A 15,686-nucleotide genomic window follows, 5' to 3' on the forward strand; every position below is an offset into this window, starting at 1 on the left:
CACCCGCGCCCTTCTGAGGGCCGCCAAAGGAAGGAAAGAAAAATGGGACGCATCGCCGACTTCAAGAAAATGCTCAAAGAACGGCGCGTTGGATTCGTGATGGACGAGACCATGAGCGGGCATCACTCCTTTGAACCGGGCCAGGGGCCCTCAGGCACCCTGCCCTTCGTGTTCAAGGGCACCTGGGGACCGCGCGACCTCGTAAAATGGATCAACCCCTTTGGCGGACAGTTCATGATCCAGCCCATGAAGGGATGGATCACCGCAGGCGGCCTGTGCGAAAAGGCCCCCATGAGCGGCACCCTGGAGCTGGCCTACTTCACCGCAGGCAAGATCCGCTACACCTTCGATTTTTCCGCAAAGGGCAAGATGTATCGCTACGTGGGGGAAAAGGTCAACATAAGGCCCTGGAACCTGCCGGTTTCGCACACCACCTGCTTCGGCACCCTCGTGGAGAAGGAATCCGGGCGGCTCGTGTCCCGTTCGGTCACCTTCTTTAAGCTCCATACGACCCCGGGCTTCATAACCAGCCTCCGCTTTTCTTAAGGCCGCCCATAAGCGCGAACTGCTGTGTCAAACTTCGCCGGGCGCGGTGCGCACGTATCGCGATACGCTTACGCCCGCGCCCAGCTCGTTTTCCTTGCATTTCATCGCTTGTGATCGGCCTGCGGCGTTGAGGTTAAAAACATTTATGGCTCTATACTATTCTCAGCTTTTTGATGTAAGCAAAACGAAACCTGTAAAGCCCGGCACTCCGTCATTCCGGCGTAGGCCGGAATCCAGTCTTTTGCAGCTTGCAAGAATTTTCTGGACCCCGGCCTACGCCGGGGTAACGACTCGTGGCGGGATGCCCGAATCAACTTATGCTGAAAATTGTTCATAGCCACGAAACTATTTGTAAGGATAAAAAAGCCACCGGCGGCCAGGGATTTTCCCTGGCCGCCGGTGGCTTTTTCGGGTGAAGATGGATGGTTAGGCGATGAAGGCCATTTTTTTCTTGGCGGAAAAAATCCGGTTCACCGAGGCGCGGCAACGGGCCAGGGCCTGGGGATCGGATTCCAGGATGCGCACCGTGGCGTCAAAGGCCGCAGCCACGTTGGGGCCGGGGTGGCAGATCAGGACCTGGTCGATGTCGGCGGCAATGACCCTTTCCATGCATAGGTCAATTGGGTAGCGCCCGTTGACCGCTCCCATGTCCAGGTCGTCCGTCATCACAACGCCCTGGTAGTCCATCTGGCCGCGCAGGATGTCGCGCGCCACCCGCACGGAAAGGCTTGCGGGCCAGTCGGGGTCCAGGTCCGTGTATACGATGTGGCCGAGCATCATGCCCGCCGCCCTGCAATTTTTGAAGGCGGCAAGCTCCACGTCGAACAGGTCCTGGCGTGAGAGATGGCTTGTGGGAAGGTCCAGGTGCGAATCCAGGTTCGTGCGTCCGATACCCGGAAAATGCTTGCCCACGGCAAGTATCCCGTTTTCCTGGAACCTTGTTATCACAGCGTCTCCCAGGGCGGCCACGTTTTCCGGCCCTCCAGGAAAAACCCTTTCCGCCATTACCGAATCAGGATAGTCTGCGGTCACCACGTCCAGAACCGGGGCGAAGTTCATGTTGAAGCCAGCCCGACGAAGGTCTTTGGAACAGGCGTCGGCAAAGGCTAAGGCGTCTTCGCGTGTTTTGATGGAGGGGTTTCCGGCAAACTCCGTAAACGGCGCTCTCAGGCGCGCCACCCGCCCGCCCTCCTGATCCACGGCAATGAAAGGCGGCGGCTGTCCGCAGGAGAGCGCGAAATCCATTATGGATCGCGTAAGCTCCGCAACCTGGTCGGGGTCTTTGACGTTGCGCGAAAAGAGGATCACGCCGCCGACCTTGTTATCCCTGATGTACCCTTTGAGTTCGTCTTCCAGGGTCAGGCCGTCAAAACCCACCATAATCCGCTGGCCCGCGAGCTGGGCCACGTCCATGCTGCGATGGTCCAAAACCGTCGTATGTAAGTTATCGTCTTCCATGCGGTCTTTCTGATCAGAAGGCTATGCGGAAAAGTCCGTAAAAACCGTCAAAAGTGGCGTCCGTATACGTTTCGTCGTATTCCAGGTCCAGTATCAGGTAGCGATAGCCCAGGGAAACCCCCACGAAGGGCAGGGGCGTAACCACCACTTCTGCCGAGGCGTCCAGCACGGTGTTGGAACTGTAGGCCATTCCGGCCACCTTGACGTCGGCGGCAACCATTCCCAGAAGAATGTCCAGGTGCGCCGCGCCGCCGATCATGGGCACGGCGGGCTTGAAGCCGGATTCCACGGTCTGGCCGTACATGGTAAGGCTCGTGCTGGCGTCCATGAACTTTATCCGGCCAATACCGGTTAAAGACAGGCCCGCGAGAATGGCGTCGAATTTGATTATGTCATAGCCGTATTCCAGGTCCAGCATGGGCCAGTCAAGCTCGGTCTCTACCGGGGTGCCCTTGGGGATCAGGTAACCCGCGTAAATCTTGTCGGTTTTCAGAACGCCCGAAGAGGAAAAATTGAGGCGGGTGTAGGTTGCGCCGAGATGATGGCGCCCGGCTGCCAGAAAAGCCGTGACTTCGGGCACTCCCTCCTGGCCGAGGTTGAGATCGTCCTCAAAATCGAGGCCGCTTCCGATTGCCACCGTATCATCCACCCTCAGTTCGCCGCTTGGCATGGGATACCAGAATGACGCCTTGACTCCCAGGCCAGCAGCATTGGCAACGGGGACTGCAACCAGGCAAGCCAGAAGGACTGCCGCGATGACGCTTGTGCGCTTCATGACCGACTCCTTTTGATAGAATTTGAAAAACGGTGATATGTACTTACCACATTTTCTTCTGATTCGACAGGTTCTTTCGTTTGCAGAAAAAAATTCGTTTGCCTCGTAAAGCGCCACGGGCTTTGAAAGCACCATGCCTGCGGCTTCCTGGCTTTTAGTTTGAAACATCATGTGAGGCCGTGCAAGCCCGGCCTTTTGGGGCCGCCATCACTGGTGGCGCTGATACCGGGCGACCGCCTCGTTATGCTCAACGAGTGTTGCCGAAAACCTGTGGGTCCCGTCGTTTTTGGCCACAAAATAAAAATAGCCGGTCCTGGCCGGATAGAGCGTTCCTTCAATGGCCCCGGATCCCGGGTTGGAAATCGGCCCGGCTGGGAGACCCTTCCTGGTGTAGGTGTTATACGGATGGTCGGTTTTAAGATCAGCTTTCGTCAGGTTGCCGTTAAAGCCTGCCAGTCCGTAAATAACCGTGGGGTCGCTCTGGAGACGCATTCCGGCCTCGATCCTGTTGTAAAAGACCGAGGCCACAAGGGGATATTCTCGTGAATCACCGGTCTCCTTTTCTATCACCGATGCCAGAATCACGGTCTGATGCATGGAAAGGCCCAGGCTTTTGGCCCTTTCCCGCAATTTCGGGGTGAATTTTTCCCTGAAGCGCTCAACCATGGTAACGAGCATGTTCCGGGCGGCCTTCTCTTCCTCAGGGCTGGCGGCGCCGTTTTCGGTAAAAGACTTTTCAACTGACTCAATGTAAGGGAAAAAATAAGAATCCGGAAAAAGGTAGCCTTCAACACTCTGGCCCGGTAGGCCAAGGCTGCGGGCGAAGTGCGGGTCGCGGGCAAGGGCGGTTATGACCGCAGCCCTGGCAAAACCGGCCTTCTCGGCGGCCTGGGCGATTTCGGAAACGGTCCAGCCCTCGATCACCGTAAGCCTGTTCAAGCGCCCCTTGCCAGAAACAAGGGCGTCCAGAATTTCGGCGGGAGACTGGGCGGCTGAAAACCGGTAGCGCCCTGCCTTTACCGAGATGTCCTTGCCGGAAATTTTCGCGTAGACCCTGAAGAGAAACGGACGCCTGATTATGTGCTCTTTTTCCAGGCTTTTCACGGTAAGGGAAAAGCCCTGGCCATCGGGAATGTTTATGGCCACGGCCTTTCCCGCCGGATCGTTGGGGCTGTTGATATAGAAGTTGAAGAGTTGGGCTCCGAACACCAAAACCGCAAAAAGGACGGCGCTTGCCACCGCCGTCTTTGAAAATGCCTTGCCCTGCGCCATTAAATTGCCTTTCCAGCGCCCCTTGGGGCGGACCAGAATTTACCGCTTGGTTTAAACATTCAAGAAAAACCGGCCCGTGCCGGAGAACGATCAGAGTGGTTCAGTCCTGCAACGCGCGGAGGAAATAACGTTCATACATTTGATAATGTTACGCTTTATCCGCGTTGCCAGCACCTCTAATTCGAAAAACGGTTAATATTTTGCGTTTTAACATTCAAACCGTTACAATGGCAATGCGTTTGAATCCGAAAGGCTTTTTTTCGCAATATTAAGCGGAGCATGGTTCTTTTCCATTTTTAAAAATCCGGTAATAATGAACGGGGCAGGCCGATGGACAGGAAACAAAAAAGCGCCCAAACTTCCTGCATCACCAACATCGATGCCTTTGCCATAAACGAGGCCCAGCTGATCCTTGCCGAAAAACGCACCACTCTTGCGGTTTTGCGGACGGGTATTGCAGTTTTCGCGCTTCCGCTTTCCGTTCTGTCCTTTTTAATCGCCACCAGCAGCTACTACGTGGCCTCAGAGGTTCTTCACTTCCTGGTCCCTGTTATCATCCTATGCCTGGCCCTGGGGGCGTTCGGGGCCTTTCTCATCATTCGCTCCGGCGCAAAAATCCGCCGCCAGGAAAAAATGCTGGAGGAACTGAAGAAAAAACACACCCTTCTGTCCAAGCTCACATCCTGACCTGGCCTTTTTCCCCTCCGCCGACCAACTTTTCCGGTTGCCCCGCAGTAAAACGAAAAACAGCGCAGGAAGCGGTGCGGGAGGATTCTCGCCGCACATCATCCTGCGCTGTCGATTTTCTTAATGCCTGCCAAATTCAGTACAACGGGGCAGTATAGGCCCTCACCAGGGCGCCCGGGCACAAAATCTCCGGGCTGTCCAGCACAACGGCGGTGGATGCCTCGTCTTCCACGTTCAAAACCAGAACCTTGGCCGCGTCAATATCAGGCAGGTCAACGAAGCTTTCATCGTCGAGCTCGATGGGATCCTGCTTGTAGTATGCCGTGTAAACCTGGCCGACTTCCACGCCCTCCTTTTTACCTATATCCAGAAAGACCACGTGTCCGTCGCCGATGATGTTCAACTGGTCTTCCGCCGCCACTATGTGGCCGGTGATGCCGGGCTTGCCGGGGAAAACCGGCATGGGCTTGTTCGAAATGTCCCGCATGGGCATAAGAAGGTCGCCCGCCCGTATCCCGTCATAGGATTCTTCAACCTTGGCGGTGACTATTTCCCTGCCGACATTGGTGACCGAGACAAGGCCCATGATTCTGTGATGAACGCCCAGGGGCTGATTTTCGCCCTTGTACGGGTTCGCAACAATCCCCTCGTTGCGCCAGATGGTGAAGCGGTCTCCCACTGCGTATTTCACGGAGGCTTTCGGCTTGATGTAAACGATGACGCCTTCGCTCAGCATTACTCCAAGATTGTTCCCCTTCACGATCAGCCCGCTGGAAGGCATGGCGTACTTCCTGATGAATCCGATCTGGTCGAGGGACGGAATCCTCACCGTCTTGCGCCTGAACGCGCCCGACGCATCCTGTGCGCCCATGTCGCCTTCGCCCACCCACTCTTTTGAACGGCGAAGATAAAGGGTTACGATCTGCCCCGGATATATCCAATGGGGATTGGTGATATCCGGATTGTTGCTCCAAAGGTCCGGCCAAAGAGAGGGCTGGTCGTAGAACCTATCTGAAAGGTCCCACAGGGTGTCGCCCTTCTTTACCGTGTGATACACTCCCTGGCTGAATTCCACGTACCCGCCGGGCTGGTCTTCACAGGGAGCCGGGGCGGTGATAAATCCGGCAAGGATTATCACCGCCGCCGCTATGCAGATGGTCAATATTTTTCTCATGAGCGTTTTCCCGAAGTTATCGCCTTCAAGCTCATGGGCACATGAATTTCGAGCCCGCCCCTTGTCAGTAATTGCCGATCTCGGAGACAATCATCTGTTGTCCGCCTGAACAGCCCGGTATATCTGTATCGCAGTAGGCAGTGAAGACAAGCTCCACCTTGTCGAGAGTGCCGGCCTTGAACCTGGCGCTCCAGACGAAGGGCCTGTAGGTTGTCTGGTCGTTCTTGTCATACCACGTTCCGGCGCTTCTCATCTCATCGCCGTAGTCCTTGATGGGAATGGTGTCGATGAGTTCATACTTGTCGTCCTTCAACTTGTAACGCTTGGCTACCATCGTGGAACCGTGGATGGGAGGATTGCCGTTAAGGTCTTCAATTCGCCAGGTATAAGTCACGTCGGTATAAGTTGTGTGACCGGCGACACTCTTGCTGTCCATGTAGAACTCGACTCCACCCGTACATGTGGATGCCTTCTCCGCCCGCGAACAAGGCCCCCGGCGCGACAGGATCGTCAACGGCCAGAACCCTCTGGGCGAAGAGGGATGTATCGTCCGGCGGATCGTACTGGGGCAGTCCGTCGGTAACGGGCGACCACGCGACAACGTCGGGCAATCCTTCCGCAGTGAGCGGGCGCACGTAAACGCTTCCAACCGCGTGAGGCTCGGCAGACCCCCAGAAGTACGAGATGGCGTAGGCGTAGTGGTTGACGGTATCCAAAAGGATATCAACAACCTGGTTGCCAGGATCGCGCACAGTCCTGAATGTGAAGGTGTCGCCCACGACAAAGTCCGCTTCACCGTCTGTTATGGTGAAGGAGATGTCGCCGGTATCCGAATGATAGAGACTTCCCACCGTAACCGCAGTGGCCTGCGCCCCTGAAACGGTTCCGGAAAGGCTGAAGGTGCCTCCGTTGGCCGCCACCGCCGTGCAGGTCAGGGTCCAGGTTTCGTTGACCGTGTTGGTTCCCACGAAAACGCCGCCGGAAATGGTTCCGTTGCCGGTGCTTGCCGATGTAAGCACCGGAGTGGTTGCGCGAACTCCGTTTCCGAGGCCGTCATTGTACTGCACCCAGTCGGTGCCTACAGTATAGACCCAGATTCCGGCGTCGTCGGTTCCGGCCCATACGATGTCGCCCACCAGCGCGTCACGGGTGACCTCGATGGTCTTTATGGAACTGCCGGAGAAACTGGTTCCCAGAGGAGCCCAATCCTGGCCGCCGTTGCTGCTCGTCCAAACCTTGTTCAAGGTTGCGGCGTAAAGGGTGGCCGAGCCTCCCGTGGTCCCGTCCGGGCTCTTTACAATGTCTCTTACGTATTTGCCCTCAACCAAGCCCGACGCAGCCTTGCGCACTCCCCAGCCGTTGTCGATGGCGGAAGTTTGGGTACAATCAGTATAGTAATAAACTCCGCCGCCTGCTGTTCCTATCCACAGATAGTCGCTGCCGTCATCGGCCAAAATCGTGGTGATGGCCGAAGTGAGGTTTAACATGCCGAAGACTTCTTCAATATTGTCCGAATTCCACGTTCCGCCTTGGTTAAAACTCCGGTAAATTGCTCCCTTGCCTGCGTAACCCGTGGCGGCAAAGACAAAGTTGGGATCATCCGGGTCGACAGTAACATCATTAATATAGGGGTCTATCCAGTTCTGGCCTAAATTTTCTGGCCTGGAAGACCGGCTCACGGTTTTCCATGAAGCGCCACCGTCTTCGGACTTGTAAACGCCGCCGCCGTTGGTGCCCACGAACATCGTATTCTTGTTCCAGTTGGCCGGAACAACCGCTATGGAGGTGACGTGCGTGGTGCGCCCTCCGTTGTTGGCCTCCATGGTTGCGGACAGGAAGCCCTGCACTGGCGTGAGACCCCCGCCGGACATGAGGTTTCGGGTTGCGACGCCGTTGACCGTTCCAGCCGATGCCGGCACCGGGAAGAGCCCGCCCGTGTTGTAGGTTTTAAAGGAAATGGCCGTGTTATCGGGAATGGCCTGGCCGTAAATGTCGGCGGCGACGGCCGTAACAGGGTCCTGCAGTCCGGCAAGTCTCAAACCCGAAATGTTGAAATACGAGGCGAACATTCCGAATTCTTCGCCAACGGGCGGACCGTTGTCGATTGCCACCTGGTTGCTGGCAGTGGTGACATTGGTGTCGTTTGCATAGGTGGCCCTGATGGTTACGGTTCCGCTCTTAAGGCCGCTCTTAAGGATCGTGCTGACACGGCCATCCTTGGTGTAGGCGTAGAGGGGCACTATGGCCTCTCCGCCGTCCGGGCCTGTTTCCAGCCTGAAATTTATTCGGTAACCGTCGGCCACGTACTGATTCTGTGCGTCTTTCACGTCGAACACGAGGAGCGAAGTGCTCTGCCCGCCCGTGCCCTTTATGCTTATGGATGCCGGGTTGGGATTGGCCGCAGGCGTCATATCGGATATCTGGATGCTTGCCGGGGGCGGCTGTATGGTGATTGTGGCCGATCCGGTCACAATTTCCCCGCCCGGCGTGGTCCACGATGCCGTTACGACAACGTCGCCGCCTGTGGTTCCGGCAAGGAATGTCACCTCGGTGTACCCAACCGCATTTGTATTGGCGGTCCTGGGCGTAAGGGTTCCCATGCTTTCATCGGAGAGACTGAAAGTCACTGCCGTATAATCTGCCGGGTCGCCTGCCGCGTCGGTGACCGTCACGCGCACGGACGTAGATTCGATACCGGTGCCCTTCAGGGTGTTGGGTATGACGGTAAGCGCCACCTTGCCCGGCGTATAAACGACAGTCAACTCATGGTTCCGTCCGGCGCAGGTGCCCCGTATAGTGGCGGAATCGCCAGCAATGGAACTGGTCAGAGCGGTCATCGCAATGCCGCCCGCAGTGGTGCGGGTGTAGGCGGAAAGGCTACCGCTTCCGGACACGATGGAGAACACGACCTGGGTGCCGTCAGGAGCCGCGCCTCCGCCCTGCAGAGTGACATTGGCGAAGATGGTGGCCTTGCTCATGCCGTCTCTCGGAAGCGTTGTGGGATCGGATGTCAGAGTAATGCTGCCGATTGTGGGGCCGTTCAACTGTATCGGGACTTCCTCTGTCACGCCGTTGGTGGCCGCAGCCCTGATCAGCGCAATATTGCCGTCGGGGACCGAGGATGGCGTGGTGTAGGTTATGGTTCCCATGCCTCCGACAGGATTCAACGTAAGGGAGGAAAGGCGTCCCTGGTTTGCCGGGAGACTGAAGGTTATGACTGTGGACCCGTTCGCCACGGGGTTGTCGTTGGAGTCCAGCACCGTGACGTTTATCTGCGAGGTGTTGGTACCGTTGGCCTCAAGTGAGGCGGGCGTTGCCGACAACCTGATTTCCGCCACCGGCCCTGGAATGAAAGACACGGAGAGCGCGGCGTTAAGGCCCAGCACGGAAGCGGTAACAGTGCCGGTGCCGGTGTGCTGCGGGCTGTAAAGATCAACCGTTACCTGCCCGCCTGCCGTGACCTTGTTCAATGTCGATACCGAGCCCGGCCCTCCGAGACTGCCGCCGGTGGTGTTGAAGCTCACCACGGTGCCGTCCTTGACAGGCAGCCCTGCGGTGTTCAGAACCGTGGCGACCAATGTCACAAAGCTGGTTCCGTCTGCAACAACCGTGGGGTCATCCTCGCCTGATGCGGCTGCGAAGATTAAGGTTGCAGCCTGTTCAGGCGTCAGGATCACCTGGGTGGTCCTGGTTATGCCATTGGGCGACCGGGCCATTATGGTGTAAGTGCCGTCCTGCTGGGTGGCCGTGAAGGTGAAACGGGCCGAACCTGAGGCGGTAAGGGCCACCGTGGGATCGCCATGCGGCGCTCCGAACGGATCGGTAACGGTGAATGTGATACCGGTGTTGTCGGAAATGAGATTGCCGTTGACATCCCTGGCAGTGGCCGTGATGGTTGACGAACTGTAGCCGTCTGCCGACAGGGTGCCGGGCGAAGCTGTCATCGTCATTGCGGACGTGGCCCCTGACGTGAAGACCACCGAGAACATTCCGCTCGTGGACTGGCCCGACACCGCATAAACCGACGCAGTTCCGGACACTGTGCCGCTTGTAAGTGTGACAGAAGCCTGGCCAAGACCGCCTGCGGTGAAAGCCGTATCGGCGGACAGGGTTCCAAGGGTGGAGAAGAACCTGACCAGTACGCCGTCCCCAATGGGCGAACCGTCGGTGTTTCGAACCGTGGCGGTAAGGGTTGTGGTCGATGCCCCGTCTGCCGGTATGGCGCTTGAAGAAGTCTCAAGATACACGTCGCCCGTGGAGAAAGGAACGCCATAAATCTGGCTTGCTCCCGAACAACCAGGCGGAGTAGCTATGCTGTCGCAGAAAGCGGTGAACACCAGTTCGGCATAATCGTAACTGCCGCCGAAGCCGAAGGCCGCCCGGAAAGGTATGCCGCTCCTTCTTGTTCCCCTGTTGGTGAGAACGTCGCCGTATTTTTCCAGAAGCACGGTAGCCACCGGCGTGGTGGGATCGTCGCTCTTGTAATACTTGATTTCCATCGTCGACCCGGCAATGGGCGGATTGCCGTTTTCATCCTCAACGTACCATTCATATTCGTAAATATAACCGCCGCCCGGCTGTTCCTTTACCGCCTGGCTCAACCCGGTGATCTCGCAAACACCGGTGGTAAGGACGATGGTCCTTGCCATAAGGAGATTGGTGAGCCCCGATTCGCTGGCGTACCAGTCCAAAATGCCGGAAAGCATGTTGGTGGCGCCTATGAACTTGGCCGCCTTGTACAGATGAATGCCCTCGCCGCCTGCGAACACCTTGGAGGGGTTGGCGGGGTTGTCAAATGCAAGGACGTGCATGGGGAAGAGCGTCGTGTCATCCGGCGGATCATACTGGGGAAGGCCCAGGTTGGCCGTGCGCCACAGTACGCTGAATCCCGGAGTTGCAGGCACGCCGTCGTAAATGTGGCCAGTGGCTTCGAGGTCGTGTACCCAGATGTTGCCGGATGCGTGCGGTTCCAGTGCTCCGTCGAACCTGGTTATGGCGTAAATCTTCTGGTTGTTCATATCCACCAGCACGTCTTTTATGGACAGCGCCGGGTCGCGGATCGTGTCGAAGGTGAAGGTGTCGCCAATGGCAAAGGGAGTCTCGCCCTGGATTACGCTAAAGCTGACCTCGCCTTGGGTTGAAGCGTAAGGCGTCCCGGTTGCGGCCTGGGCCGCCTGGACCCCGGACACCGAACCAGCCACTGAAAACCGGGTGGTGGGAGCAGTGGCCACGCAGGTGAGGGTCCAGGTTTCGGTCTGGGTGTCGGCGTCGGTGACAACAAGGTTGTCTATGGTTCCGTTTCCGATTCCGCCAGCCGCCATGACCGGCTTGGTGGCGCGAAGTCCGACGCCCAAGCCGTTGATGGACTTGGTCCACTGTAAAAGAGCGCTGTCATAGACCCACACGCCGTTATCCGCAGTGCCCGCGTACAACATATCCGAACCGTTGTTGTAGATATCAAGGGCGGTTATGTTGTCGCCGGTGAACCTGGTCAGAAGGCTGAAAGTCCTTCCCCCGTTCGTCGAGCGATAGACGCCTGCAGGCGTTGCGACGTAAATAACAGCGGTTGCCCCATGAGTTGCGGGCGACCGGACTATGTCGGTCACTATGATTCCGTTGCCAAGGCCTTCGGCCTGGGTGAAGGAAAGTCCTCCGGCCACTGCTGAAGCGGCTTTTGTCCTGTTATCGGTGTAATAAACGCCCTTTCCGCTGGTGCCTACCCACATATAGGACGTTACGGCGTCGTTATCGCAAAGAATCTTGGAGATGGCCATCTTGGGCGTTGTGGAGAACACGCCGGAAACCTCTTCCAATCTTCCGCTGTCCCAGGTCGCTCCACCGTTCTTGCTTCTGTAGAGAGCACCTGTTCCGCCGTAACCCGTGGCTGCCCAGACAGTGTTCAGATCGTTGGGATCGACTGCCACGTCATTGACGTAGGGATTGATCCAGTTCTGGCCCATCAGGGTGGTTGAGCGACTTACGCTGACCCAGCTCGAACCGCCGTCCGTGGACTTGTAAACGCCGCCGCCATTGGTGCCTATAAAAATGGTGTTGATCTCATTCGGGGCGACACTGATCGAAGTCACACGGGTTGTGCGGCCTCCGTTGTTCACTTCCGCAGTCAAAGAAGAGAAGCCCGAAATCGGAGCCGGAACCGGGGTGCGGGTGTAGTTGATGCTCGCGGATCCGTTAACGGTTAGAGCCGATGACGGCACCGGGAACAGACCGCCCGTGTTGTAGGTTTTGAATGATATCGAGGTCGAATCGGGCACCGAGTTGCCCACTATGTCGCCAACCGTCGCGTAAACAAGGCCCGAAAGGTTGGGCGTCACCGGATTGAGGCCGGAAACATTGAGATACTGGGATGTCAGGGCGAAAGCCTCACCCACCGGCGGACCGTTGGATATGCTGATCCAGGAGGTGGTAGAGGTCACATTGGTGTCGTTGTTGTAGGTGGCCTTTATGGTGAGGGGTCCGCTCTTGAAACCACTCCTTAGGGTGGTGCTCACCTGCCCGTTTTGGGTGTAGGCGTAAAGGGGCGTGAGCGTTTCGCCGCCGTTGGGACCGGTCTGTATGGCGAAATTGACCCTGTACCCGTTGGCCACGCTCTGGTTCTGGGAGTCGCGCACGTTGAAGGTTATGACCGAGGTGGTGTTTCCGCCCTGTCCGCGCTGGCTGATTGCGGCCTGGCTTACGGAAGCGACGTCTATGACGGCGGGCGGGGGCTGGATGATGATGTCCCCTGAGCCCTTGACCTCGGTTCCGCCTCGCATCCAGGTGCCGGTGACCGTGAGCGTCCCGCCCTTGGTTCCGGCCTTAAGTTTGACTTCGGTGTAGCCCTTGGAATCGGTGTTGGCTGTGTATGGGTCGAGATCGCCCATTTCCTCGTCGGAGAGCGAGAAGGAAATGGCAGTACCTGTCACTGCACTGCCGTCGGCCTGGGTCACAACAGCCTTGACAAGGGCGGTTTCCCTGCCGGTTCCGAGAACTGATGAGGGAACGATGGTGATGGCCACGTTGCCCGGCTGGTAGGGAACCTGGATGTCGGCCCTGCGTCCGCCGACTTCCGCTCGGATGGTGGCCGTGCCGGGGGTGGAGCCCGCAGTGAGGGTGGCCAGCGCTACGCCACCTGATGTTGTGGAAGAAGGCGTGATGGAGCCTCCACCGTCAATTATGGAGAAATCGACGGCAAGCCCATCTGGCGCGGGGGCTCCACCTGCCAATGTCACTGTGGCCGTTATTGTTCCCGTACTTTTGCCGTCGGCAGGCAGGCCGACCGGATTGGCGGTCAGAGTCACCGTGGCAATTACCGGCGCCGTCAGGGTGATTATGGTTGTTCCGAAAACAGAACCAACCTGGACCTTGATCGTGGCCGCATTGCCGGCAGGGGCGGTAGAAGGCGCAGTATAGGTGAATTCGACAACGCCGCCTGATGTTGTCTTCTGCAAGGCGGAAAGACGGCCTGTTCCGGCAGTGATGGACAGGTTTGCAATGGTGCCGTCCTTGACGATGTTGCCATAGGCATCAACAATTATGGCCTGCAGATTGCTGATGCTTATCCCATCGGCAAGAAGAGTAGCGGGATCGGCGGAAACATGAACCGATGCAGCCGCCCCCGGGATAAACTTTACACTGGTTGAGCCGCGTTGCCCGCCCGCTTCGGCTGAAATATCAGCCACGGCTACGATGGTTCCGGAATATAGCTTTATCCTGACCTGCCCTGCCTGACCTGCTACTGTACCGATATATTGACTTGTTCCGCCACCACCGGCGGTATAAGCCAAAGTTCCGGCGGTGGTGGTAAAAACCACCAGAGTGCCATCCGGCATGGGAAGCCCGGACTGGTTCTTTACGGTTGCCAGCAAGCTTACGTAACTGGTCCCATTTGCCACTATTTCCGTGGTCCCGCTGGAAATGACAACTGAACCGACCGGCGCCGATGTGAAGGCTATGGGAAGTGACTTGGATACTGAGCCGGAAACCGCAGTCACCGTATAAACTCCAGCCGCCGCAGTGGCGCTGGCGGTGAGGGTGGCTTCGGCCTTGTCGTTTTCGATGGTCACGATTTTCGGATCGATTTCCGAGTATTCGGAACCGTCCGGCTTGTAAGCCGAGAAGGTTACGGTGGTGCCTGAAGCCACGGGATGCCCGAATGCGTCGCGGACCCTGGCGGTCAGAACGGTGTTGTCGGTTCCGTTGGCCTCAAGGGAATTTTTGGCTGTGGTAAGAAGCACCGTGGCGGGAGCGCCCGGCACGAGGGAGACAGAAAGATCAGTGGCGGCAATGCCCTGGGCAGAGGCCTTGACCTTGAGGTCGTTCGAAACCGTGGTGCGACTGGTGAGGGTGACCAAGGCCCTGCCGGTTCCGCCGCTGGTCTGGACGGAGCCCACCGACAGGTCTGCAAGATTTGCCGGTGACAGGCTGAAATTGACCACTATGCCGTTTCTTGCCGCCTTGCCTGAAGACGTCTTGACATCGGCCTGAATGGTTATGGTTGAAGTACCGTCGGCGGTGACCTTGGCTTCCGGCAACGCGGTAAGGATTACCTGCGCAACCTCGTCGCCGATGTCGGGTATCTCGTTGTTGCTGCCGTCCACCATGAAAACCGAGGTGCTGGTTGTTGGTGGCTCGGAACTCGGATCGATTATGGTCACGGTAAGGGTGCGGCCATTGTAGGGCACGTGAATGTCCGTGAAATTGACGCGTCCGTCGGCGCCCAATACCTGGAACTTGTCTCCAAGGAAAACAATGGTGCCCGCAGGCTTTGAAATGATTCCGGAAGCGTTGCCCAGGTGGCTGCGGTCCTCGGCAAACACGCCGTAGAAGCCGCCTTCCTTTACACGCATTCCGTTTCTGGCGTCAGCCAGGGTATATGGCTGGTTGCCGTTGGCCGGGTTGGGAACAGTCTGCCACTCGTGGGCCTCGGCGTTGAAGTGCAGAACCTTGAGGGCCGGAGTGTTGTAAGGGTCGGGAAGGGTAAGGATGGTGGGAGCGCCGCCGGGCTGGCTGGCGTTGGGTTCCAGGTCGCGCAAAAGCCCAGGACCGACGTTGACGACAACCACGGGCGCCTGGCGCTCGGCATTGGTGTTGAGTCCAGCCGTCCGGTTTCTGCTTTCGGGAAGCGGGAACGGCAGGGCCTTGTTGAGATCGATGTTTTCAAGGCTTATGGGAAGGCTGTTGACCAGTGCGCCGTTATAATTGAATTTACCCGAAATTTGGGCCGGAACAAGAAGGGTTGCCGTATAACCGTTGCTGGAAGCGTCGGTCAGTTCGTTTGAAATCAGAAAATCCCCGGAAAGGGCGGGTATGGTTTTTGACGTGCCGGAAAAACTCTGAAGGGGAAAATATTCGGTTGTCACAGTTCCCGAAACGAGGCTCACCCAGCGGAGATAATCTGAAAAGCCCGATGTGGGATCACTGTACAGCAAGGTATGATTGCCGGTGATTCCATCCAGGGAAAACTGGCCTGAGGCATTCGTGCCGAGCGTGTAGGCGGAACTGAAAAGGAAAACCACCCCAGGTTTGTTATTGAGAGTGTTGCCCACGTTGTCGTAAACGGTTCCCGTAAGGGTCACGTTGGAAACTGGGGTTGGCGTGGGGTTGTCCGTCGAGCCCGTTGACGAATCAACGGCGGACGAGCCTCCCGGGCCGCAGGAAGCCAGCATGAGCGCCATAAAAAGCGCCGTGATAACAAGCGCAGAGGCGCGAAAACCCTTAACGCGCCGGAATATCGATGTCCTGCCGAATAGCGCATGACCTATCTTCATGGGACTC

At 57.5% G+C, this 15,686-nt stretch carries 8 protein-coding genes; 2 read left to right on the plus strand and 6 right to left on the minus strand.

What is annotated here, in order from left to right; all coding sequences use genetic code 11:
• Nucleotides 1–42 precede the first annotated feature (42 nt).
• Entirely contained in the window at nt 43–546 is a 504-nt protein-coding gene (locus HZB23_02720) for a hypothetical protein (GenBank protein ID MBI5843566.1), read from the plus strand.
• Between the two features lie 426 nt (nt 547–972).
• Here the strand turns inward: HZB23_02720 and HZB23_02725 are convergent, their stop codons facing one another.
• From HZB23_02725 to mltG, 3 genes are all read right to left on the minus strand, one after another.
• Entirely contained in the window at nt 973–1,959 is a 987-nt protein-coding gene (locus tag HZB23_02725; protein ID MBI5843567.1) for a glycoside hydrolase family 3 protein, read from the minus strand.
• A 58-nt stretch (nt 1,960–2,017) separates the two neighbouring features.
• Nucleotides 2,018–2,779, minus strand: a complete 762-nt coding sequence (locus tag HZB23_02730) for a hypothetical protein (GenBank protein ID MBI5843568.1) — start codon at nt 2,777–2,779, stop codon at nt 2,018–2,020.
• Between the two features lie 207 nt (nt 2,780–2,986).
• Nucleotides 2,987–4,051 carry an endolytic transglycosylase MltG gene (gene mltG, locus HZB23_02735; GenBank protein MBI5843569.1) on the minus strand — a complete coding sequence of 355 codons (1,065 nt, stop codon included), beginning with the start codon at nt 4,049–4,051 and terminating at the stop codon, nt 2,987–2,989.
• A 330-nt stretch (nt 4,052–4,381) separates the two neighbouring features.
• On the opposite strand from mltG, the gene HZB23_02740 reads away from it, so the two are divergent.
• Nucleotides 4,382–4,738 carry a hypothetical protein gene (locus HZB23_02740; protein MBI5843570.1) on the plus strand — a complete coding sequence of 119 codons (357 nt, stop codon included), beginning with the start codon at nt 4,382–4,384 and terminating at the stop codon, nt 4,736–4,738.
• Nucleotides 4,739–4,874: 136 nt separating this feature from the next.
• Here HZB23_02740 and HZB23_02745 read toward each other — a convergent pair whose 3' ends face one another.
• The 3 genes from HZB23_02745 to HZB23_02755 form a co-directional block, all read right to left on the minus strand.
• On the minus strand, nt 4,875–5,912 hold the full coding sequence (locus HZB23_02745; protein ID MBI5843571.1) for a LysM peptidoglycan-binding domain-containing protein: 1,038 nt from the start codon (nt 5,910–5,912) through the stop codon (nt 4,875–4,877).
• A 64-nt stretch (nt 5,913–5,976) separates the two neighbouring features.
• The gene (locus tag HZB23_02750) at nt 5,977–6,246 is read right to left on the minus strand and encodes a hypothetical protein (GenBank protein ID MBI5843572.1); all 270 of its coding nucleotides are present in this window, start codon (nt 6,244–6,246) and stop codon (nt 5,977–5,979) included.
• A 37-nt stretch (nt 6,247–6,283) separates the two neighbouring features.
• Nucleotides 6,284–15,679 carry a hypothetical protein gene (locus HZB23_02755; protein ID MBI5843573.1) on the minus strand — a complete coding sequence of 3,132 codons (9,396 nt, stop codon included), beginning with the start codon at nt 15,677–15,679 and terminating at the stop codon, nt 6,284–6,286.
• Between the last annotated feature and the right edge of the window lie 7 nt (nt 15,680–15,686).

The organism is Deltaproteobacteria bacterium (assembly GCA_016235345.1).
In the GTDB taxonomy this organism is placed as follows: domain Bacteria; phylum Desulfobacterota; class Desulfobacteria; order Desulfobacterales; family Desulfatibacillaceae; genus JACRLG01.